Source organism: Virgibacillus siamensis (assembly GCF_900162695.1).
Lineage (GTDB): Bacteria > Bacillota > Bacilli > Bacillales > Amphibacillaceae > Lentibacillus > Lentibacillus siamensis_A.
Window position 1 is genome coordinate 2,454,023 of record NZ_FUIH01000007.1, and the last position, 24,212, is coordinate 2,478,234.

General features: G+C 40.4%; 20 protein-coding genes and 1 pseudogene. 1 reads left to right on the forward strand and 20 read right to left on the reverse strand.

Going from position 1 to position 24,212, the window contains the following annotated elements:
• Nucleotides 1–8: 8 nt before the first annotated feature.
• From B1K71_RS15845 to B1K71_RS19995, 7 genes and pseudogenes are all read right to left on the reverse strand, one after another.
• Entirely contained in the window at nucleotides 9–710 is a 702-nt protein-coding gene (locus tag B1K71_RS15845; RefSeq protein ID WP_077328744.1) for a TetR/AcrR family transcriptional regulator, read from the reverse strand.
• A complete protein-coding gene (locus tag B1K71_RS15850) occupies nucleotides 707–2,257 on the reverse strand; it encodes a BCCT family transporter (protein WP_077328746.1) in 1,551 nt (516 codons plus the stop codon). The genes B1K71_RS15845 and B1K71_RS15850 overlap by 4 nt, the downstream gene beginning before the upstream one ends.
• A 340-nt stretch (nucleotides 2,258–2,597) precedes the next feature.
• Complete coding sequence (locus B1K71_RS15855; protein WP_077328748.1) at nucleotides 2,598–4,058, reverse strand: CoA-acylating methylmalonate-semialdehyde dehydrogenase; 1,461 nt, start codon at nucleotides 4,056–4,058, stop codon at nucleotides 2,598–2,600.
• Between the two features lie 25 nt (nucleotides 4,059–4,083).
• Entirely contained in the window at nucleotides 4,084–5,427 is a 1,344-nt protein-coding gene (locus B1K71_RS15860; protein WP_077328750.1) for an aspartate aminotransferase family protein, read from the reverse strand.
• A gap of 143 nt (nucleotides 5,428–5,570) precedes the next feature.
• A complete protein-coding gene (locus B1K71_RS15865) occupies nucleotides 5,571–6,062 on the reverse strand; it encodes a hypothetical protein (RefSeq protein ID WP_077328752.1) in 492 nt (163 codons plus the stop codon).
• 5 nt (nucleotides 6,063–6,067) lie between these two features.
• Nucleotides 6,068–7,629, reverse strand: a pseudogene (locus B1K71_RS15870) (sodium/proline symporter).
• Complete coding sequence (locus B1K71_RS19995) at nucleotides 7,629–7,781, reverse strand: hypothetical protein (RefSeq protein ID WP_175631931.1); 153 nt, start codon at nucleotides 7,779–7,781, stop codon at nucleotides 7,629–7,631. Before B1K71_RS19995 ends, B1K71_RS15870 begins: the two are co-directional and overlap by 1 nt.
• A gap of 205 nt (nucleotides 7,782–7,986) precedes the next feature.
• On the opposite strand from B1K71_RS19995, the gene B1K71_RS15875 reads away from it, so the two are divergent.
• Nucleotides 7,987–9,579 (forward strand): PucR family transcriptional regulator, encoded by a 1,593-nt coding sequence (locus B1K71_RS15875; protein ID WP_175631932.1) that lies wholly within the window; start codon nucleotides 7,987–7,989, stop codon nucleotides 9,577–9,579.
• Nucleotides 9,580–9,703: 124 nt separating this feature from the next.
• Here the strand turns inward: B1K71_RS15875 and B1K71_RS15880 are convergent, their stop codons facing one another.
• The 13 genes from B1K71_RS15880 to B1K71_RS15935 all read right to left on the reverse strand — a co-directional run bounded on the left by B1K71_RS15880 (nucleotide 9,704) and on the right by B1K71_RS15935 (nucleotide 24,198).
• Nucleotides 9,704–10,936: a Zn-dependent hydrolase gene (locus B1K71_RS15880; RefSeq protein ID WP_077330313.1), complete on the reverse strand. Its 1,233-nt coding sequence runs from the start codon at nucleotides 10,934–10,936 to the stop codon at nucleotides 9,704–9,706.
• A 39-nt stretch (nucleotides 10,937–10,975) separates the two neighbouring features.
• On the reverse strand, nucleotides 10,976–11,185 hold the full coding sequence (locus tag B1K71_RS15885; RefSeq protein ID WP_077328755.1) for a hypothetical protein: 210 nt from the start codon (nucleotides 11,183–11,185) through the stop codon (nucleotides 10,976–10,978).
• Nucleotides 11,186–11,203: 18 nt separating this feature from the next.
• A complete protein-coding gene (locus B1K71_RS15890) occupies nucleotides 11,204–12,673 on the reverse strand; it encodes an NCS1 family transporter (protein WP_077328757.1) in 1,470 nt (489 codons plus the stop codon).
• 114 nt (nucleotides 12,674–12,787) lie between these two features.
• Entirely contained in the window at nucleotides 12,788–14,056 is a 1,269-nt protein-coding gene (gene preA, locus B1K71_RS15895; protein ID WP_077328759.1) for an NAD-dependent dihydropyrimidine dehydrogenase subunit PreA, read from the reverse strand.
• A gap of 24 nt (nucleotides 14,057–14,080) precedes the next feature.
• The gene (locus B1K71_RS15900) at nucleotides 14,081–15,451 is read right to left on the reverse strand and encodes an NAD(P)-dependent oxidoreductase (protein WP_077328761.1); all 1,371 of its coding nucleotides are present in this window, start codon (nucleotides 15,449–15,451) and stop codon (nucleotides 14,081–14,083) included.
• Between the two features lie 369 nt (nucleotides 15,452–15,820).
• Entirely contained in the window at nucleotides 15,821–17,239 is a 1,419-nt protein-coding gene (gene hydA, locus B1K71_RS15905; RefSeq protein WP_077328763.1) for a dihydropyrimidinase, read from the reverse strand.
• A gap of 31 nt (nucleotides 17,240–17,270) precedes the next feature.
• Complete coding sequence (locus tag B1K71_RS20000) at nucleotides 17,271–17,444, reverse strand: hypothetical protein (RefSeq protein WP_175631933.1); 174 nt, start codon at nucleotides 17,442–17,444, stop codon at nucleotides 17,271–17,273.
• Nucleotides 17,445–17,803: 359 nt separating this feature from the next.
• Nucleotides 17,804–18,664 carry an MBL fold metallo-hydrolase gene (locus B1K71_RS15910; RefSeq protein WP_077328764.1) on the reverse strand — a complete coding sequence of 287 codons (861 nt, stop codon included), beginning with the start codon at nucleotides 18,662–18,664 and terminating at the stop codon, nucleotides 17,804–17,806.
• Nucleotide 18,665: 1 nt separating this feature from the next.
• On the reverse strand, nucleotides 18,666–20,084 hold the full coding sequence (gene nhaC, locus B1K71_RS15915; protein WP_077328766.1) for a Na+/H+ antiporter NhaC: 1,419 nt from the start codon (nucleotides 20,082–20,084) through the stop codon (nucleotides 18,666–18,668).
• A 192-nt stretch (nucleotides 20,085–20,276) separates the two neighbouring features.
• Nucleotides 20,277–21,302: an asparaginase gene (locus B1K71_RS15920; RefSeq protein ID WP_077328768.1), complete on the reverse strand. Its 1,026-nt coding sequence runs from the start codon at nucleotides 21,300–21,302 to the stop codon at nucleotides 20,277–20,279.
• A 29-nt stretch (nucleotides 21,303–21,331) separates the two neighbouring features.
• Nucleotides 21,332–22,297 carry an ABC transporter ATP-binding protein gene (locus B1K71_RS15925; RefSeq protein WP_077328770.1) on the reverse strand — a complete coding sequence of 322 codons (966 nt, stop codon included), beginning with the start codon at nucleotides 22,295–22,297 and terminating at the stop codon, nucleotides 21,332–21,334.
• Nucleotides 22,278–23,291 carry an ABC transporter ATP-binding protein gene (locus tag B1K71_RS15930; RefSeq protein ID WP_077328771.1) on the reverse strand — a complete coding sequence of 338 codons (1,014 nt, stop codon included), beginning with the start codon at nucleotides 23,289–23,291 and terminating at the stop codon, nucleotides 22,278–22,280. The genes B1K71_RS15925 and B1K71_RS15930 overlap by 20 nt, the downstream gene beginning before the upstream one ends.
• 19 nt (nucleotides 23,292–23,310) lie before the next feature.
• The gene (locus B1K71_RS15935; protein ID WP_077330315.1) at nucleotides 23,311–24,198 is read right to left on the reverse strand and encodes an ABC transporter permease subunit; all 888 of its coding nucleotides are present in this window, start codon (nucleotides 24,196–24,198) and stop codon (nucleotides 23,311–23,313) included.
• Nucleotides 24,199–24,212: the final 14 nt, after the last annotated feature.

Below are 24,212 nucleotides of genomic sequence, written 5' to 3' on the forward strand. Positions count from 1 at the left end.
ATGTGCGATTAATAATTGTCAGGTTTAAAGTCAATTTGCATACGTTTATCCGGGTTGACCACGCGTATTACACTTTCATAAACATAATACAATGTGCGGTTAATTGCTTCTTCCTTTGTATACATTCGGCGGTGGTTCATCACGGTACTCATCATGCCCTTCCACAGCAACAGTGTCGTATCAGCAATCAACTCAATATCTTGTTGTTTGATATATCCTTCGTCAACAGTACTCTGAATATAGGAAGCACTACGTTTAGAAAAATTATGCTCCGTAATAATTGATTGAATTTGTTCAGGCAATCCAATCAGATCATTTTGGAAAACGTTATAATAATCATTCAACATTTCCTCTGCCACCAATCCTAAATTATCCATAAAAATGACAGAGTATATGTTTGGCTGATCAAAGGAATGTTTACAAAAACACTCCCAGGAGTAAAGCCATTTTTCCACTGTATTTGTTCCCTTTTTCATATATATTGGTAATTCTTCAATATACCCGGTTGTAAATCGCATGGCTGCAAAAAATTTCAAGTGGGATAAATCCTTGAAATAATTATATGCCGTTGAACTGGTGAACCCTGCCTTGTCTGCAATTTTCCGGATCGTTACATGATCAATTCCTTCTTCTTCAATAACTTCTGTTGCCGCATCTATGAAATAACGCCACATACGTGTTCGTTGTATTTCTTTCCTGCTTGATTTCATTTGTTCACTTCCTTGCTTTTTCTACCGCTATTTTCTACATAATGGTGCAGATGTTCGTTATTATTTAACCATTTAATTAATGAAATGGCCATTAGCAGATACATGATTAGTACAGGAACCGATACAAGAACAGAGGATGTTTGCACTACATCCAGCCCGCCTACAACCGTTAAGCTAATAGCCAGTGCTGACAATAGAATACCCCATAGCAGCCGATGCCAGCGAGCCGGCTCAGCAGTCATTCCTAATTCTTTTGTTGCCACACTTGCAATAACGTAACTGGCAGAATCGAGTGAAGTTGCCAGGAATACAAAACCGAGGATTACGAAAAACACGGAAACAATAACCGGTAATGGCAACGAGTTCAGTACAGCTACAATAGCAGCCTGTCCACTTTCTTCGGATAATATCTTCGTCAAATTCACTTCACCGCTTAATTGAAGATCCATTGCATACCCGCCGAACACCGCAAAATATAACCAGCTTCCGATTGAACCCCACATTAACACATTAAAAACCAATTCACGTATACTGCGGCCTTTAGAAATACGGGCTACAAATATACCTATAAATGGTGCTGTGGCTGCAAACCATGCCCAATAAAACACAGTCCACGCCTGCGGAAATCCACCTTGGGCTATTGGATCCGTATACAGACTCATCCTCATAAATTCATCCAGCATGATACCCATACTATTGGTGAAATACGACAAAATAAACAGTGTAGGACCAACGATAATGACAAACAGAGCTAGACCCAATGCCATATAAACATTCCAGTCACTTAATTTACGAATACCTTTATATAGGCCCATATAAGCACTTGAGCTGAAAATAAAGGTCCAAATTATAATAATAACAATATCCAACCATAATGAAGGCTCTAATCCAAATAAGTCTCCAATTACAGCTGAGACCATTGGAACACCAAGACCCAGTGAAGTACCGAGACCGCCGATCATACTCCAAATAACCAATACATCAATCGCCTTACCCAAAAATCCATCTGCATGTTTACCGAGTACCCCTCTGCAGGCGGCACTTATTTTTAAAGAATGATCTTTTCGCACAAAAAAACTGTACGCCATCACAACAGCCGGGAGTGCATATAGTGCCCATGCTGAAATCCCCCAGTGGAATAATCCGTAGCTAAGTGCATATTCAGCAGCACCTGTTGATTCCGGTTCGATACGGAAAGGAGGACCAGTATAATAATAGAGTGGTTCAACAATTGACCAGAACATAATGCTTGTTCCCATACTGGCGCAGAATAGCATTCCACCCCAACTGAATCGGCTGAATTCCGGCTTGTCGTCCGGACCGCCCAATTTAACTTTTCCATATTTTCCAACCATCAGCCAGATTAAAATTATAAATAGACCAATTGTCAAAAATTCAAACGCCCAGTCAAATCGGAAAGTAATTTCTGTCATCATATTTGATACAACCGGACCAGCTGTTTCTCTAAATATTACCAATAATATAGTTACGCCTACCACCAGGATGATTGATGGCCAAAAGATAGTTTTTTCTAATTTTGGATTCATATAATTGCTTGCATACCTCCAATATGTTGTATATTTCATGGTTGTTGATAAATCGAGAATGGTTTTTGTATCCATCCATTGTCTATTTATCTAATAATTTTCTGATACCTTGAACAAAATCTATACCTCTATTGATAAATCATGCCCTCCTGAACTGTTAAATCTTCCTCCTTCCCAAGTAAAATAAAAATACTTTATGAACACATTTTTCAAATGAACGTGTTCATGATAGCATAATATTACTATTTGTCAAAAAAATACGGGAAGCCACATTCATGGCCTCCCGCTTACATTACACGTTCATTACCTGATTATAGGTGTCACCCGTTTTTGTTTCTTCCTAAACCCATCGAGTAGTAATAGCCTTCTTACGCGTATAAAATTCTATACCATCTTTTCCGTTTACATGCAGATCGCCGTAGAAGGAATCTTTCCAGCCTGAAAACGGAAAGAAAGCCATTGGGGCCGGAACACCGATATTTACTCCCAGCATACCTGCATCAATCTTCTCTCTGAAGGTGCGTACCGATCCTCCATCATTAGTAAAGATACAAGATCCATTTGCAAATCTTGATTTATTTGTTAATTCAATTGCTTCTTCAAGATCCTTGACACGGATAACTGACAAAATAGGTGCGAACATTTCATCTTCCCAAATCTTCATTTCACTTGTCACATTATCAAAGATTGTAGGGCCGACAAAATAACCTTTTTGTTGAAGACCTTTATCCTCTCGCCCGTCACGGACTAGTTTTGCTCCTTCTTTTTCGCCGGTCTCAATATACTGTAATGTACGTTCTTTATGCTGATCTCGAATAACCGGTCCCAGAAAAACTCCCTCATCCAAACCATTCCCAATTTTTATTTCATTTGCCTTTTGAATTAATTGTTCAACAAATTCATCTGCTATCGATTCATGCACGGCTACAACTGAACAAGCCATACACCGTTCTCCTGCAGAGCCAAATGCTGCACTAATCACTTGGGTAGTTGCATTATCTAAATTGGCGTCACTTAATACAATGGAATGGTTTTTTGCCCCGGAAAGTGCCTGAACACGTTTAAGGTTTTCCGTGCCCCTTTTATATACATATTCAGCAACCGGTTGTGAACCTACGAAGGAAATAGCATCAATTTGTTGATGATCCAATAAACCATTTACCACATCGTGTGCCCCATGCACGATGTTAAATACTCCAGCTGGCAACCCCGCTTCTTCCAACAATTCACCAAGTCGATTGGCAAGTATTGGAGTGCGTTCAGATGGCTTCAGAACAAATGTATTTCCCGTTACAATAGCCATTGGGAACATCCAGGCGGGAACCATCATTGGAAAGTTAAATGGTGTAATCCCACCAATAACCCCGATAGGGTAACGATATACCCCTGATTCTAATCCTGCGGCAATTGATGGTAATTGGTCACCCATCATAAGTGATGGTGCCCCGGAAGCAAACTCCACACATTCAATACCTCGCAAGACTTCACCATATGCCTCTTTATAACTTTTTCCATTTTCAATAGTGACCAGTTCCGCAAGTTCTTCCCAATGTTCAACAAGTAATTGCTGATACTTAAATAGAATGCGCGCACGTTTTGGGACAGGAACTTCCTTCCAAGTCTCGAATGTTTCCGCAGCAACTTTTACGGCCTTATCCAAGTCTTCCTTGCTGGAAATTGGCACATGGGCTATCACTTCACCGGTTGCCGGATTAAATACTTTTTCGGTTTTGTCTGAAGTTGCATCAATCCATTCGCCATTTACATAGTTTTTTATTGTTTTTACTTCTGTTTCAATCATAAATTTTGCCTCCTAAATAGTGGTATCAACGTTTAGCAAATGCCTTTTTTATCGTGTTCACAATAATATCAAGTTGCTCATCATCGATAATGAGCGGTGGACAAAGTGCAATAACATTATTAAATCCGTCAACTGTGCTTCCATTTTTCCCGATAATTACCCCATCTTCCTTACACAGGGCTATGATTCTATCAACTTTTTCTGAGGATGCAGGGTCTTGTGTTAATTTGTTCTCTACCAATTCGATTCCTGCAAGCAGTCCTTTGCCACGAATATCCCCAACATTCGGATGTTCTTTTAGCTCACGCAGTTTTTCCAATAACTTTTTGCCCATCTTTTCAGAGCGTTCGACCAAATTTTCACGTTCCATAATTTCCATATTTTTCAATGCAACCGCACACGATGCCGGGTTACCTCCAAATGTGTTTACATGACGGAAGTGGTCATATTTTTCGGTCCCTTTAAACGCTTCATAAATATCTTTTCGAACCGCGGTTGCAGAAAGAGGAAGCGAACCATTCGTTATTCCTTTCGCCATTGTTACAATATCTGGTGTTACACCATAATTTTGAAAACCAAAGCGCTTACCTGTTCTGCCAAAGCCGCAGATTACTTCGTCAACTATCAACAAAACCCCATGCTTATCACAAATCTCCCTGACTCTCGGCAAATAACTTTCGTGGGGCATAATTACACCACCACCCGTAATAATCGGTTCCATTATCACGGCGGCAACGCTTTCATTCATTTCCCAGGTGATTACACGGTCAATTTCGTCCGCACACGCAAGACTGCGTTCTTCATCTGATCCCTTATATGGACACCTATATATATCCGGCGGTGTAACATGAAGAAAACCCTGGGCAAGCGGTTCATATCGATATTTCCTTTGCGCCTGACCGGTAGCTGCCAGCGCCCCCATTGAATTTCCATGGTATGCCCTGTATCTTGATATAAATTTATGACGGCCTGGTTCCCCATTTTGTTGGTGAAATTGACGGGCAATTTTAAACGCTGTCTCATTTGCTTCCGATCCACTGTTTGAGTAAAAGATTACATATTCATCTCCAAGCCATTCGTTTAATTTTTCCCCAAGTTCAATTGCCGGGACGTGACTATGAGACATTGGGAAATAGGAAAGTTCCTTCAACTGATCATACGCAGCCTGAGCTAGCTCCTCCCTGCCGTATCCAGCATTAACACACCAAAGTCCGGACATTGCATCAAGAAATTCCTTCCCGTTCGTATCTTTTACATAGGCACCTTTTGCTTCACTCATCACCATCGTGGCCTTTGGATTGTATGGACGCATGGCATGCCAAATGTACTTTTCGTCCTTGTCCTGTAACCCAATTGGTTTGGTTTCCATCAACACCACTCCTTTTTATTTACTTACTATGGAAAAATATGAATTTATACTATAAACATTACTATTGATTTACAAATCCTACATTAGACATTTAGTTAAATGATCACTTTAGTTATTTAACAATTAGGAATCAACCTATTTGACTAAAGTGGGTGGTACTTTCCTGTAACCGCATCGACTGTCAGCAAAAATCTATCAGAAGAGTGCTTGCGCCCTTCAGCAATCCAGTACGGTCTGTAGAATACCTCTTTCTTCGTTAAAGTAAGTTTCGGCATAGATAAAACCTTTAGTTTATAAGAAATGGAGTCGTATAAAAAGTCTTTGGAAATTTCACTTACCTCAAATGAGCCTAATTTCTTTTGAATGATATTTTGAGGATCTATTTGCTTTTTCTTAAACTTAGGAGATCCATCGATTAGAGAACCGATTCCATTAATACCGTCAACTGTACACCCAACCATTGCGCCAGTTGGACGCGGAAAACTTTTTCTCTCCAATGTATACTCAAAAAAGAAATAGGGATAATAGACAAGCTGGTCTACTATAAATGACCCTTTTGAATCCATTTTATCCAGATAATTTTTTATTTCATGATTATTAAATCCAACTTCTTCTGCATTAATTACCTCAATCATGTTTATCATCCCTCTACTGGTATTCTACGCTTAACAAACTCAGAGATTCCCTTTGCTTCAGGAGCAATATCCCGCGCAATATTCTTTTCTATATTCCCGGGCAGTTGACGCGGTCCTTTTGCTTCCTCGAATGCCTCCTGAATTGGTTTGGAAGGAGTAGATCCAAACCTGTTTCCAACTATCATACCTATAATAGATACAATCAGTCCTCCAAGAAAAGGATGAACTGCTGTAATACTTTGCCATTCGAAGGAAGTCCAAATAATGTTCGTTACCCCACCGCTGATCATCGCACATAATACCCCGACCTTATTAGCGTTTTTCCAGTAAACTGAACAAATATATGGGACAAGGAAACTGCACCCAAGTGTACCAAAGGCAAAAACTACTAGCGCAAAAACCGATGGAGGCTGATTAATTGCTACGACCACACCTAATACACCTGCAAAAAGTATGGCAAGTCGCGATACTAGAATCATTTTGTTTTGACTGGCTTTCTTATCAATAAATCTTTGATAGATATCCCGAGACAAAATAGTTCCGGCTTGCATCAAAATTGAATCCGATGTTGACATAATTGCCGCCATAATTGCTGATAGCAAAATTGCTGCAATAAAGCCGGGAAAGAACGTATATGCCAGTGTAGGTATCACCATTTCGGGGTCTGCCAGATTAGGAAGCAGAATAATTCCGATAAAACCAAGTAAGTATGGAGCATAGGAAAAAAGGCTATTATATATTGTGGTCCACAAAATGGCCGATTTTACTGTTTTTGTATTTTTTATTGACATGTGTCTTACAACTACGTGAGGGAGCCCCATGTATCCAATCGAGTATATCAATACTGCTCCAATAATAACTCCCCATTGACCATAGAAAACAAGATCTTTCCCCCATATACTCAGGTATGAAGAGTCAATTTGGCCAAGTGATTCATTTAAACCTGAAATCCCCCCGACTTGCGTTAGACCAATAAACAAAATGGCGATTGCTCCGACAACCATGAGTATTCCCTGAAAAAAGTCCGTCCAGACAACAGCTAAATATCCTCCAGTCGCTGTATAAGCAACAATGATACTTACCCCAACGATGAGGGCCCACTCAAATGGTATTCCCGTCAAAACTTCCAATGTCTTTCCCGCTGCAATAAACTGCGCAAAAACATAGGCAAAAGAAAAATAATAGAAATAATAGAACCAACAACTCTTATTGCGGGGCTTTCAAATCGCTTCTCCAAGTACTCTATTGGCGAAAGCGCCTTCAATATTTCAGACATTCGACGCATTCTTTTTCCTAACACAGATAGGTTAACAATACCCCCGCCTGCGTCACCTATCGCATACCATATAGCATACCATCCTTGTTGAAAAGCCAGTGCAGGAGCCCCTAGAAACATGAACCCACTCATTGAGGTACTTTGCATTGTTAGTGCAGTTACAGCAGGCCCTATATTTCTGTCTCCCAATAAATAACTGTCCACTGACTTAGATGCCTTTCTAGTGAAATATACACCTATCGCAAGTAAAACAAGCAAATAAATGATGAATACTATCGCATCACTTCCCATTATTTCATCCCCTTATCATTAAATTTCGAGTAGAATTCATCCTCCTTTTCATCCCCTTTTTTATGAACGAAATACATTACAATACCAAGTGTTATCCAAATAAATGGCCACGGTACAATCAACCAAAAGGTTTCTGCAGGAAAATTCAACACGTAAACACCCCCTTCAATTTATCTAATACATTACATAGACCGATTTTTATAAATCATGGAGTCGCAAGGTGATAGAATATTCCTAATATATGGTACACTCTTGACATTTCTTTAACATTAGACATAATGTTAAAGAAGGACAGCGCTTACATAAACACTTTGAAATATATCAATGCTAAAATTCATATGGGGGAGGTTGTTTTGTGTGGAACTGACTGTGCAGGATGCTCTTAATCGTCCGCTTTTTAAAAATGCTAAGGTAATAGCAGGGGAAAATGGATTAAATCGCAGGGTTAATTGGGTTCATATTGTTGAAATAAATAAATTTGGTCATTTATTAAATGGCCAGGAGATTATTTTAACAACCGGAGTTGAATGGACAAAAGATAAAACAAAAGGTTTACACTTTATGGAGCAACTTATCACACATAATTCATCAGCACTGTGCATTGAAACAGAGAAACAGAATGGAAATTTTTCAAAGGAAATGTTGTTATTGGCCGATAAAAACAATATACCCATTATTGTTTTTAATAAAGAGGTTAAATTTGTTGATATCACCAAAGACTTACATGAAGTTTTATTAGGTTATCGGGAAAATTCATGGTGGAGTCTGGAAAATTTATATAAAAGATTTAACGATACGCTTGTCTCAGGTGGTACAATTGGAGAATTTTTAAAAGTATTACATAAGAGTACAAAAAAGCAGATTGTACTGATCCATAATGATAACCAATTTCATTTTTTTCCTTCCCCGCCTGCCAAACAACAGAAAAAATGGGTAAAGCAAATCCAGGACTCTCCAAAAGATTTTTGTACCTATCCTGTAAATTTTTTGAATGAAACCGTGGCAAAACTTTATCTTCTGGAGGACAGGGATAAAGTTTCCTTCACACATGACTTATCTGCTAAAAGGTGCAGTGAATTTATCAGCCAATACTTCTGGAAGTACTACCAGCAAAGAGAAGTACATCAAATTAAAGAGAATGAGTGGTTGTTACAAATTTATAATGGAACGATGTCACATGAAAAAGCAACAGAATTATTTAAGCAAAATAATCCTGAAGTCGATTTTAAACAAGCTATTGTGGGGGTAATACCGGAAAGTGAAGGACATATATCCATTGAAAAAAATAATAGCGTAATAACCATGGGACTAATGCTTATTCGTTCGATTTTTCATAGTAAAGGTTTTAATGTTTTAACAGTTAAAGACGAATCTAAAAATTGTTATGTATTATTACTGATCAACAAACGGGAAGACAGTACATTTTTCCTTCGAATAACAGAAGCCACTCGTCACTTGTTCCAATCTAATATCGACGGATTCAGTAAGGAGGATATTCGCTTAATCAGTTTCGGAAAAGAAGTAAATAGTTTTAAAATGGTCCGGGAAAGCTATCAGACTTCACTCATCAGTTTAAACTTTCAGCAAAGTATTTCTCCTCTTCAACCACCTTTTTATAAAAACTTAGCAGTATACCGTCTTATAGATCAATCAAATGATGTATCCCACCTAAGAGAAATTATATACGATTATATTGGTCCAATTATTTCCTACGACCAGCAAAATGGTACAGAACTTTTGAAAACGTTGAAAGTCTATTTGAAAAATTTAGGATCGAAGAAAAGCACAGCTGATGAATTATATATTGTACGTCAAACGTTATATCATCGACTGAATCGTATAAAATTGTTAATTGGAGAAGATTTTATGGATCCCGAAAAGAGAATTATGATTGAAACTGCAATTTATTTTTTAATGTATTTTAAAAAAATGAGTCTGATTTCTGTGTAAACGAATGAAAACGGGTAATCGCCCGGTCTCGAACCATTCTACTTAACATACGATATTTCATATGTGAATTAAAATGGTTGAAAGAAATTAACCTAGATTTCTTTCAACCATTTTCCACTGAACCCTAGTTAACTAAATCCAAAACAGTTTGTAACATCACATTAACCCCACGTTCACAGTCTTCCCATGGTGTCAATTCATCTTCTGCATGACTCTTGCCATTTACACTTGGTACAAAAATCATTGCAGCGGGAATATAAGTTGCAATGAACTGGGCATCATGTCCAGCCCCGCTTACCATACGTTTGTGGGAATACCCAATATTTTTCGCTGAACGCTCCACTGCATTTACGATTTCCTCATCAAACCATACCGTTTTTCGATCCCATTGCTTCGTTGTTTTCACTTCACATTTTTCCTTCCCTGAGGATTCCGGGAGTCCTTCAATAATTTCTTCTACTTGCCTGATAGTGTTAGGATCCTTATGTCTTGCCTCAAGGGTAAACACAACCTTATTGGGAATGACGGTATGAATATTTGGACTTACATTCATCCTGCCAATCGTATAGACCAATTGATCATCCAGTTTATTCATTTTCTCACGTATTTCAGTAATTAAATTATTAGTTGCAAACAAGGCATCTTTACGAAGCGGCATCGGTGTGGTGCCTGCATGATTGGAATCGCCGCTAACCTCAATTTCATAGTTGACCATGCCAACCACACCTTCAACGATACCAACCTGCAGTGATTCACTTTCTAAAACAGGCCCTTGTTCAATGTGCAGCTCCAAAAATGCTGCTGCATCTGTCAGCCTATTTTCTTCCTTCCCGACAAAACCACTGTTACGAAGTGCCTCGCCAAAGGTGGTCCCTTCCGTATCTGTCGACTGCAGCATAGTCGATTTATCAAACCAGCCAGAGAGCACTCCGGAAGACATCATCGCAGGTTCAAACCGGGCACCCTCTTCATTGGTAATATTGGCAACTACAATGGGGACTCGGGGTTTAATACCATTTTCAACTATCGTTCGGACTACCTCTAATCCCGTTAATACACCCAATACACCGTCAAACCTGCCACCCTTTTTAACAGAATCCAGGTGTGAGCCGACAACCACCGGAAGCTGATCATTATCCAGTCCGGGTAATGTTGCGTACATATTGGCCATATCATCCCACACAACCGTCATCCCAAGTTTTTCACACTCAGATTGGAAATGGCTTCTAACTTTAAGGTCGATTTCGGATAATGCTAATCTTGTGACACCATTGTTCGCGGTCCCGCCAAAATCAGCGAACTCTTCTATCGTATTTTTTAGCCTTTCCCCATCAATTAGTACTTTTTGTTTTTCCATCATTCCTCTCCTTCCTTCTCTCTTTTTTCAATTAGCTATTTACGTTTGCTGTTTGATGTACAATGTGGCAAAATACTTTCGGCTGTCCGGGCTGGTCAAACGTATTGTTTTTTTATCGAATGTCATTTGATTCTCAAATTCGACCACATCTCCATCAAGCGTCCCTTTTGAACCTGTAATGGTATACCCACTTTTCAACAAATCATCCACTTCGCGTTTTTCAGATAAGAATGCATCATAGCTTGCCAATAATATATACCCCCTTTTTCAACCTACTACTTCATCCTGTTTATGTTCATCCTCATCAATCACCCAATCACGCCCAACAGTAATCCCAAGATATTTATCGTCACTTGGATCCTCTATTTCTGCCTGCGGAAACCTTTTAAAGTACCAATACTTCGTAAGCACATAGTAAATGGCCCCCGCTAAAACGAATCCTACAATGAACGAATAATCCATTAAGAGAATGGCTACAGCACCACCAATCACCCAGGCAATGAAACCGACAATGTTTACACCGCCATGAAACTTGAACTGTCCCTCATGCTGGAATAGTTCCTGCACATTTACCCTTCGCTTCCGCAGCACATAATAATCGACAACGAGAATCCCGCTTATTGCCGACAAAACGGCTCCAAAAAATAACAATGCTTGTGTCAGTATTTCGTAGACACTCCAAGGCTGTATAACCGTTCCCACAATCCCTACCACAAATACCGCAACCGCATTGGACACTCTTGGACCCAATACATTTGAAAAAATTGCTGCAGCCGGGACAATATTCGCGGCTGTATTTGTTGACCACTGTGTCAGAACAATCATAAGTAACAACATCGCCAACATCCAGCCGGAAGCAGTATCCTGCAAAGCAATAACAGGGTTTGAACTGCCCGCAACCATAAAGGCCGCCGCACCAATCATAATCATAAATGCTTCCGTCAATGGCATGGCAATCAGACTGCCGATTAAATTTGTTTTGTTTCGTTTAAACCAATTTCTTTCATACTTAGGTGCTTTAAAAAACCTTGATATCGTTGGTATATCACACCCTAATGTTGCCCAGAAGCCCATATTGGCAAAAATGACGATAATAAACGCAGAAACCGCGGCCCCACCTGTTACCGGACTTTGCGCCCACGCCCAAACATCTCCTCCCTGCTCAACAATATCTGATGTCAGGGTTTGATAGATGATTAAGGATAAAATAATAATGACCGGGGCAGCAAAATCAGCAAACCGCTCCACCCATTTAATACCAGAAGCGGTGTTGATCAACTGTACAAGCGCGAATATAATGTAGCATAACAGCCAGTTATCAAATGCCGGGTTGATGACATGGATGATGGAATTAATGGCGGTTGAACCGAAATAGGTGTTTAATCCAAACCAAAATGATGCTGTAACTGCCCGTGCTATTGATGGTATATGGGTTCCGACGATACCAAATGGCGCCCGCATATAAACCGGGAAAGATAATCCATGTTCAACCCCGATATCTCCAACAATCGAAATTAACGTACCAACTGCAATACAACCGACTAATGTTGCCAGTACTACCCAGGGCAAGGAAATGCTTTGTACTCCAGATGCGCCAATATCGAAAGTTGCCAAAAGGATGGCCATCCCAATCCACATTGCAAAAAATCCCATGATCCCTATCTTCCGCTCATGATAACCAGTTGGAAGTAAATCCGGTGACTTTAGGTACGAGTTCTTTTTATTGGTCTTTCCCATTATTCGTCCCCTTTGTTAATTTTTTGGGATGTGAAGCTGTCTGAATGGATTCATCAAACAGCTTAATCCCTGACTAATCACGTAACCTGGGAATCCCCCTCCCTAAAAATACCGTTACTTACTATTCAGCATTTGCAATGCGGTCTGCCGGTCATTCCAGGACATTGGCGGTTCAGTTGGTTCTAAATCTACCATGTCGATTGCTCCATCTACCGGGCAAACGATTGAACAAAGGTTACAGCCGACACAATCGTCCTCCCTAACCTTCAAATAATCATTTCCATTTTCATCGACAAGCATATCGATACACTGATGGGAAGTATCCTCACAGGCGATATGACATTTATTACAATTAATACAAACATCATTATTAATACGGGCAACCATACGATGATTCAAATCGAGATTACTCCAGTCTGTATATTTTTCAACTGATTTACCAATAAGTTCACTTACTGAAGCAATTCCTTTGTCATCCAAATAATTACTCAAACCTTCAGTCAAATCATCGATGATGCTGAATCCGTGATGCATGGCTGCTGTACATATCTGTACCCCGCCAGCCCCCATCAACATAAACTCAATCGCATCTTGCCATGTGGAAATACCACCTATTCCGGAAATCGGGATATTAAAATCCGGTTGCCTTGCACATTCTCCTACCATATTTAAGGCAATTGGTTTAACGGCTGGTCCACAATAACCGCCATGTGCTCCCTTTCCATTCACATTAGGTACGGGATTCCACGTATCGATGTCAACGCCTATTAAGCTATTGATAGTGTTGATCATACTTACTGCATCGGCACCACCGCGCTCAGCAGCTTTTGCCGTAGCCGTTATGTCTGTAATATTTGGTGTTAATTTAGTGATAACTGGTACTTCTGCAACTTCCTTTGCGTATAGTGTTGATTTTTCCACTAAGTCCGGATGCTGGCCAACTGCTGATCCCATCCCCCGTTCAGACATACCATGTGGACAACCGAGATTTAACTCGAAACCATCCACCCCTACATCTTGAACCCGCTTCACAATCTCGTGCCATTTGTCTCGCTTTGGCTCTACCATTAATGAAGCAATGATTGCCCGATCCGGGAAACGTTTCTTTGTTTCATAGATTTCTTTTAAATTCTCTTCAATGGGGCGATCCGAGACCAATTCAATATTGTTAAAACCCGCCACCCGCTGACCATTAAAATGGTGTGCACCAAAACGCGAGGTCACATTCAGCACCGGCTCACAGAGTGTTTTCCACACAGCACCACCCCATCCGGCCTCGAAAGCGCGCTGCACTTGATACCCTGTGTTCGTAGGTGGTGCAGATGCAAGCCAATAAGGATTAGGGGACTTAATACCTGCAAAATTGATACTTATATCAGCCATATTCATCCTCCCATCATTTTTAGTTCAAACCCGCTCTTTAGACGTTTCTAATTGCTGATGTATCGCATATGCTGTCTCTTTTCCCTGCTGTGCAGCGGACACAGCCATTGCTTCACCGACACCTTTTGCAAAGACGACATCACCCGCCGCATAGACGTTCGGATCAGATGTTTTGAAGGTTACAGGATCCACCTTAACCACACCACCTTGATGTTCGAGGCCTAACGCTTCGATTAGCTGATGATGCCGTGTTTGTCCAATTGCCTTGATGACGATATCCACATTCAGTAAAAATTCAGATCCCTCAATTGCTACTGGTCGTTTACGGCCATCTGATTCCGCGTCTTTTAATTCCATCCGAATGCATTCCATTTGTTTAACATGACCGTTCGCATCACCAATCAAGCGCTTCGGTGTAACTAACCATCTGAATTCAACGCCATCCTGTTTGGCAAAATCATATTCAAACTCATATGCCGACATTTCCGCTTCTGTTCGGCGATACAGAATTTTAACATTCTCCGCACCAAGTCTGACTGATGTTGTCGCTCCATCAATCGCCGTATTTCCTGCTCCAATCACGGCCACATGCTTGCCGGCAAAATCAGTCGGATAGTTTCCATTCTTTGTTTCTTCTACAAGATCAATGGCATCGTAAATACCGGTTAAATCTTCCCCTTCAATTCCCAGCATCGGTACATCCGCCATTCCCGAAGCGAGAATCACAGCATCATAATTATGTGCTAGGTTCTCCGCAGTAATATCCTTACCAACCTTCGTATTTGTGCGTATTTCAACTCCCAAGTTCTGCACCTGTTCAACTTCCCATAAAGAAATATCCTTTGGAAGCCGGAATGGAACAATACCATGCGTGTCCAGACCGCCAGCCTCACCTTTCGCTTCAAAAATCGTAACTGCATAACCGATCCTTGCAAGTTCACGGGCTGCCGATAATCCAGCCGGACCACTGCCAATTATCGCTATCTGCTTTCCGTTTTTCTTCCCAGCCTTAAATAATACTTGTTCATTCTTAATCGACCAGTCTGTTGCAAAGCGCTGCAAGTCCCCGATCATAATCGGCTTCGTGGAATTATTCAGTACACAGGCTCCCTCACACAATTCCTCTGTCGGACAAACACGTGCACAGCTTGCTCCAATCGGATTCGCTTCCATAATTGTTTTTGCTGAACCCTTTAAATTTCCGGATGCAATCTTTTTAATAAATCCCGGGATATCAATTCCAGTTGGACAAGCCTTAATGCAGGGAGCATCGTAACAGTACAAGCAGCGGTTCGCCTCATCTAATGCTTCCTGTGCATTATAACTTGGCTTCGATTCATCAAAATTCTTTGCAAGATCTTCCTCCGACAGCAAATTTTGCAGTAAATGCCCCAATGAAAAGCCTCCTTTTTCAGCGAATATCACTTAAAATCATATAATCATGAACCATGCTTCAGGTCTTTCTATGAATTAAATCATCACCCCCTGTAAAGAAACTTCAGCAAACAACTACATGGTTGGAATGCACGCTTACAGCATCCAACAGAATACAAGTACAGTTCCGTGCAACATTGTCTCTAGTTGCGATGCATATTGTTTTTTGATTGAGGTTGATTCATCTGGATGAATGATAATCCTGGTGGGGTTATTCTGCTGCATAGGCTAAGGTATACCGGGTAATCCCGGGATTCATACGGGATTACCCGGCAAGCCTTAAATTATTTATCTATTGGGAAGCAAAGATGATTAATATAAAACGCTGCTTCATACACGATTTATTTCCGTTGATTTTACTTCATCAAAACCAAGCGCAAATGGTTTTCCGGGGATAAATTTTCCGTCACCTTTCTTGCCGATATATTCACTGTCTTCAACAACAAGTTTGCCTCGAAGGAATACTTTATCTACCTTTCCTTCCTGTTTATACCCCTCAAATGTACTATAGTCCACACCATGTAAACTATTTTCGTTGGAAATGATGGATGATCCATCGGGGTCATAAATAACAATATCCGCATCCATACCAACACCAATATGCCCTTTATTATGGTGCAGTCCCATGTTTTTAGCCGGTGTAGTTGCAAACAGGTCAACAAACCGCTGTCTGGAAATCTTCCCGGTGTTCACACCATAGGTCCAAAGAACACCTAAACGATTTTCTACACCTGGTGCACCATTGGGGATATTGGTAAAATCGTCAATTCCCATATGCTTCTGTGATTCCCAGTTAAATCCACAATGATCCGTACTAACGGCATTCAGCCATCCATTATTTACAGCTTCCCATAAAGCTTCCTGGTCCCCTTTGGTCCGTAATGCCGGTGACATCACATATTTGGCACCTTCAAAGTTTGGTTTAGCTAAATCATCTTTATCAAGCATCAGATACTGGACACACGTTTCACCATAAACGGGTAATCCTTCGTTTTTAGCTGACCGAATGGCTTGCATAACACTTTTAGCAGTAACATGAACAATATAAACGGGAGCGCCTACCATAGCCGCCAGATTAATCACGCGTTGTGTTGCTTCCAGTTCTACCCGTGCAGGTCTCGATACAGCATGGTAATATGGATCGGTCTTACCTTCATAAATCAGTTTCTTTTGGAGATAATCTATCACATCAGCATTCTCACAGTGAACCATAACTGTGACACCCGCTTCCTTTGCTGCAATTAATGCTTTGTACAGGGCTTCATCGTCACTGTGAAACGGCATGCCTTTATAGGCCATAAATAATTTAACGGTAGAAATACCCCTGTTCGGCAAATCGGCGATCTCCTCAAATGTCGAATCAACTGGGTCACATACGACAGCATGATAGGAATAATCAGCCATGGCTTGATTAACAACTTCCTTCTTATCCATATCAAAAATGGTGTCAGCCATTCCTTTTCCTTGTTCCTGATTAACAAATTCCACAACCGTCGTGGTTCCGCCGGCTACAGCGGCATTGGAGGTTTCAAATCCTCGTACGCGTTCCCCTTTAAATTCAAAAGAGTAATGAACGTGTTGGTCTACCCCTCCCGGGAGGACATATTTTCCTTTGGCATCGACAACCTCAGCAGCCGATACATCCAATTGTTCTCCAACAGCAACAATTTTTTCTCCTTCAACTAATACATCACCAACAAATTCATCGATAGCGGTTACAATCGTTCCGTTTTTAATTAATGTACGCATCTATATCCTCCTCCGAAAATTTCTGAGTGCCTTACCTTGATGTATGATTTGAACTTTTTGTTTTTACAGCTAAGCGTTCTACCACATGAAGTAATAAATCACCCCCTGTTTTAATATCTTCCTCTCTAGTATATTCCTCAGGGCAGTGACTTTTTCCTCCTATACTTGGAATAAAAATCATTCCCACTTCGGCTGCATCTGTCATCATCGCCGCATGTTGTTCGAATACTCTTGTATGTCTAGAAAGTTCGGTGAATTTGAAAGCGCATTCAAAAAAGCGATGCTCAACAAACTTAATATTTTAAATTGGGAGACTATTTAATTCAATAATTCAACTATATATAATTCAAGGATTAATTTCACTTGGCATACTGTTAAAAAATAGTATTTGTGTTTTTACATACTGTAAATTACCCCGACCAAAAATCCTTCCATTGGTCTACCCATTGGAAGGATTTTATACATTGTGCTGTTACTAGTTTAATTTTGTTCCTTAAAATAACTTTTCCAGAACTTTCCCGTAGCGCCACTAGGAGATATCATTTTTTTGTTAAACAACATCTATTAATCAGATAAATTAAACTCATGTCCCTCTTCCAAAATAAAAAAGCCGTTTTTCTCAATTTCCCTCCTGTACTTTTCTTCCCCTCCAATCACGGGATTCGTGTGATTGAAATGGGTGAAATAAATTTGACATGTGTCTTTATACGGTTTAAATATTTCCATGGAATCAGATATTAGCGGGTGTGGAATGTCTTGATAGGATCGGCCAATCGATGCAAGTTCCTTTTCGGAATAAAACGTTCCATCAATGAAACAGTAATCGATGTCACGCATTACCTCTCCAAGATTCACATTCCATTGTTCCCATCGATCAATATCCGGGATATATAATAACCGTTTTTGTCTTCCATAAATGATAAAGCCAAATGTCTCCGAAAATTCATTTCGATGAGGAATTAATAATGGGGTAATTCCTGCCCCATCAGTCAACTGATAATCTTGTTTAAATTTTAGGGTTTCAAGCTTAATGTTTTTTAAATCAATCAATTGTTTCCAAGGATAGTGTGAAGAAAGAAACTCCCTCATATTTTCTCCGACGGCAACGGGCATTTGATTTGTTGAAACAGCTTCCTTCCCAAGGTACATCAGACCTGTGTAGTGACCAATATGGGCGTGTGTAATAAAGATACCATCCATCATCAATCTCCATTTTGTTTCCTTTTGAATACGATCCAGTTGGGTTTTAAAATCAGGTGATGGATCAATCAAAAACCATTTATTGCTTTCTTCAAAATGAATGGATAGCGATGCGGCAAGACGTTGATACCTTTTGTCACGTCTTGCCAGATTACAGTTAGGGCAGAAGCAATTGGAATGTGGTATTCCTGCATCTTGTGCGGTACCTAATACTTTTACATACATATCAATAGTTCCTCCTGTAGCTATTATTTTGAATCTTAACAGGTATACGTTTTATCGAAATTCCTGTATATCCATATGCGATATTTATAAGTGGTACAAGGTATGAAAAGAAGATAAACGGTATGAATTCAATTGCCGGAACGCCAAGTACTCCGGCCGCGAATACTGCCGGTACTCCCCATGGTACCAGGTTAATACCAACCGTCCCCGCTGCTTCAACAGCTCTTGATAGATTCAATGGTGATAAACCAAATTTTTTATACGATGCCAAGAAACCTCTTGCTGGTAAAATGATTGCCAAAAATTGCGAACCACTTGCAAAAGCTACCAAGAATGATGATAAAACAGTAGAAAGAATCAAAGAACCTGTCGAACGGATCTTGCTTACAATGGAAGTCACAATTACGTTAAATACCCCGGTAGATTCCAAAATGCCGCCCAGGGCTGTAGCAATAATAATCAGTCCGATCGTATTGAGCATGGAATTGATCCCGCCACTTGACAACAACGAATCGAGCACCTTTATCCCGCTATTTGCGTCATATCCGGATGTCATTACTTGAATCACGTCTGTAATCGAACTTCCCTGAACAATGATAGCGGTAATTCCTCCTAGTATCGCTATGAAAATAAGAGAAGGAATAGCAGGATATTGTTTCAGCATTAAAAACAACGAAAGTATTGGAACAATAAATAAAAATGGATGAATGACAAATAATCCTTCCAACCCATCCATAATAGCCGTAATTTCATTCGTACCGGCTGCTGAAGATGCGTAACGCAGGCCAATAATCCAGTAAAGCAGAATGGATATTACAAAAGCCGGCAACGTATCCCAAAACATATGGCGTACATGTGCGAACAGATTCTCCTCAACCATTGCCGGTGCTACATTGGTAGTGTCTGACAGCGGTGATAATTTATCACCAAAAAAAGCTCCGGAAATCACCGCACCCGCCACCATAGGAAGCGGAAATTCCAATCCTTGTCCGATTGCAATAAAAGCCAAACCAACTGTGGCAATCGATGTGAATGAACTGCCAAGCACCAGTGAAACTCCCCCTGTAATGAAACATACAAGTGGTAAAAATAGGTTTGGGTCGATGATCGCTAAACCATAATAAATTAATGTTGGAATAACACCACTAAGAATCCAAGTTCCAATGATGATACCAATAATAAACAATATAAAAACAGCTGGAAGTGCTTTTGAGACTCCCTCTGTTAAAGCATCTTGCAGGTAATTCCAAGTATATCCCATGATTTTGCCGATAATTGCAGCAGCAATAATACCGCTGATTAGCGGTACAAACATGCCTGCCTCCCAATATAGAATAGACATTGCAGCAGACGCTATCAAAATTAAGATTGGAATAATAGCGAGAAAAATACTTGGTTCTCTTCCCCCTGGTTTATTCATCTCTCTTCACTCCCTCGAACGAACGTATTGTTGCAAATTATATAACTATTTTGTGTATTTTTTCAAGAAGAATTTTTGTTTTTTGATATAAATCGACCGGATTGGATTCTTGGTTGTGCTCCATCAAACAATAAAACACGACCCTCCAATAAAGGTCGTGTTAAATCGTACAATCCAAATCCTACTGAAGAATTATGCAAACTCCTTATTCTCCAATTGAAATTCTGCCGTGATCTTACCTACCACATTTCCGGACATGTTTTTTACAGCAGGTTCTATGTACGACTGAAGCATATGATGTTCTTTTTCATCCCCAATATTCAATTCTTTTAAAACTTTCATAGCTGCTACACTGGCTGCTCTCCCATTGCCATCCTCAACCTTTATCGCAATGCCCAATCCTGAATCTGCCAGCCCAATGCACTGCACGCCTTCAGCCCCTGCTTTAGCAACAATTTCACCATCAAATGTTTTCATTAAATCTGTATCAAATCGATTGGTGCCTGCAACCATTTCCGGATACGCCATCATTGAATCTCTTATTTTCTTAAGCGATTGGACATAGATTTGATCCATCATTTTATCCGGCTGAGACAAGCGGGCAAACCCCATGGCTATATGGTTAAGCGGCAATTGATGTACTGGTACACCACACCCGTCAACACCAATCCCTATAGACTCCGGGTTAAAGTCACAAATCGTTGAAATTACATTCAAAATTCGTTGTTGATGCGGATGATCCAATTCCCTGTAGGTTTTTGCTTCCTCATTCAAATAAACACAGGTTGCCAGCATGCCGGTATGTTTCCCCGAACAATTACTGAATACCGGTGTTAAATCTTTACCATCACGTATCAAATTTTTATAACTATCCAGATCCCTCGGAATATGCGTGCCACATTGTAAAGAGGTTTCATCTTTTCCCACTGTTTCCAGCAATGATAGAACCCTGGATCGGTGAATGGCTTCTCCATTATGTGACGAACAAAACAATGCAATATCTGCTGCATCAAATGAAAAATATTTCGCTGCACCAGTTTCCAAGATAGGAACAGCTTGAAATGGCTTCATGGAAGACCTTGCAAATGTCGGGCGATTAGGATCACCATATGAAAATAGAATTTTTCCATTACAATCTACTACCGCAATATCAACCTCATGCACACTTTCCAAACAGCCTCCACGATAAACATGGACCGGTCTTTGTTGTTCACCCATTATTATCACCTCTACCATATATAATATTTCTAGTCATACAAATGACATGCTGCCATTTGGCCAACCGCCACCTCTTTTAACTTCGGTTTTTCGGACTTGCATATTTCCATAGCATGTGGACACCTTGTGTGGAACCGGCATCCACTTGGAGGATTCGCGGGACTTGGAATATCACCCTTAAGAATAATACGATCCCTTTTTACAGTAGGATCAGGAATCGGAATAGATGACAGCAAAGCCCGGGTATAAGGGTGCTTAGGATGGTCATATATAGTGTCTTTATCGGCCAATTCAACTATTTCCCCAAGATACATAACGCCAAGTCGGTCACTGATATGCTCCATCACACTCAAATCATGTGATATAAATAAGTATGTGAGTCCGAGATCCTCTTGAAGATCCTGTAAAAGATTAAGTATTTGTGATTGAATTGACACATCCAGAGCAGATACCGGCTCATCCGCAATAATAAGTTTTGGGTTTAATGCCAATGCTCGTGCTACCCCAATCCTTTGCCGTTGTCCACCACTGAATTCATGGGGATAGCGATTTGCATAATTTTTATTCAAACCAACAATATCCAGTAATTCATTTACTCTTTTGTCGATATAAACGTTATCATATTTATGAATGATTAAAGGTTCAGATATAAGTTCTTTCACTTTCATTCTGGGATTTAACGATGCATACGGGTCTTGAAACACCATTTGAAAATTTTTCCGCTGACTTCTTAATTGCGTATCACTTAAACCGCTTATTTCCTGTCCATCGAAATAGATACTTCCGCTTGATGGGGAAAGTAAATTCATTACCACACGTCCGGTAGTTGACTTGCCACATCCGCTTTCACCTACTAAGCCAAAGGTTTCACCCTTCCCGATAGTAAAAGAAACATCGTTAACTGCCTGTATTGCCGCTTTATTTTTTTCAAAAAGTCCCTTTTTAACAGGGAAATGCTTTTTCAAATTTCGAACTTCAACTAAAGGCTTTCCCATGCTCCCCCTCCTTTTTTGTTGAATCTTCCTGATATAACCAGCATCGGCACGAATGCTCATCATGGAGAAGTTCCAGTTCCGGGTCCTTAGAATGACAGATATCCATAACATGAGCACATCTGGGGGCAAACTTACAGCCCTTTGGCATATTACCCGGATCAGGTACATTACCCGGAATGGAGTCCAATCGATTCGTTCCTTGGCGAAGCTTTGGAACTGATTGAATTAAGCCTTTTGTGTATGGATGTTTCGGGTTTGCAAATAATTCGTACACATCGGCCTCCTCGACTACCTTCCCTGCATACATAACAACAACTCTGGAGCACATTTCAGCCACAACCCCCAGATCGTGTGTGATTAACAAAATGGAGGTGTTTTCTTCTTTTTGCAATTCCTTCATAAGCTCCAGAATCTGAGCCTGTATCGTTACATCCAAAGCTGTTGTAGGTTCATCGGCAATCAGGAATTTGGGGGTACAGGACATTGCCATTGCAATCATCACCCGTTGCCGCATACCTCCAGAAAGCTGATGTGGATATTCATGAATCACTTCATCCGCACGCGGGATCCCGACCAGTTTAAGCATATTTACGGTATGTTCCCGGGCCTTTTTTTTATTATATTTGAGGTGTAAAAGAACAGCTTCCTGAATTTGTTCACCAATCTTTTTAACTGGATTAAGAGAAGTCATTGGCTCCTGGAAAATCATAGCTATGTCATTCCCTCTTACTTTCCTCATCTGTCTCTCACTGTAGTTTAATAGTTCTTTTCCGCTGAATTTTACGGAGCCTTCCACTATTTCCCCTGAGGTATCACGAAGAAGCTGCATGATAGAAAGGGAAGTAACACTTTTACCGCTGCCTGATTCACCTACAATACCAAGGGTCTCTCCTTTTCGAACATGAAAGTCAACCCCATCAACTGCGGCAACCTTACCCTTATCTCCAAAAAAGTGGGTCTTTAATCCACTGACTTCCAATATGTTTTCATCCATCAGGAACACTCCCCTCTCGTTAATTTTTAATCTTGGGATCTAACGCATCCCGTAATCCATCACCAAGTAAATTAAATGCAAGCACGGTTAAAAAAATTGCCAAACCTGGGAAAAAAGTTATATGTGGTTCTGTACTGATGTAGTCCCTTCCCATGCTTAGCATTGCTCCCCACTCCGGAGTAGGCGGCTTTGCTCCTAAACCAAGAAATCCGAGACTTGCAGCAACCAAAATGGCATTTCCAATCCGCATCGTGAAATATACGATAATGCTTGAGACGGTTTCGGGAAAAATGTGTTTCCAAATCATTCGCTTGTTCGTAGCCCCGATAGATCTGGCAGCTTCCACAAAAACGGATTCTTTTGCAGACAAGGTGCCGCTCCGAACAATTCTTGCAAATGTAGGTACAGTAAAAATGGCGATTGCAATCACAACGTTGGTTAGTCCGGGCCCTAAAATCGCAATAATTCCAATGGCGAGCAGCATTCCGGGGAAAGAAAATAATACGTCACACCCCCGCATAATCAAACTATCCAGCCATCTTCCGTAGTAACCACTGATCAAACCAAGGATAGATCCAACAGCAGCACCGAGGAACACTGAACTGATACTGATAAGCAAAGAGATTCTGGAACCCACAATAATTCGGCTGAAGATATCCCTGCCATAGGCATCAGTCCCTGCCAGATGAGTGGCGGAAGGACCTTCAAGAATGCTGCTGTAATCAGGTTCCGCCGGTCCATAGGGTGCAATAAACGGACCAACAATCGCTATGATCAACAAAATTATGATAAATAACCCCGATACCAGGGCAGTCTTCTGCTTTTGAAATTTCCTCCAAAAATCAAACCATAATGTTGCTTTCCTTTTTTCAACGACATCATCATTGTATGCTGATTGTGCAGTCATTTTTGTTTCAGACA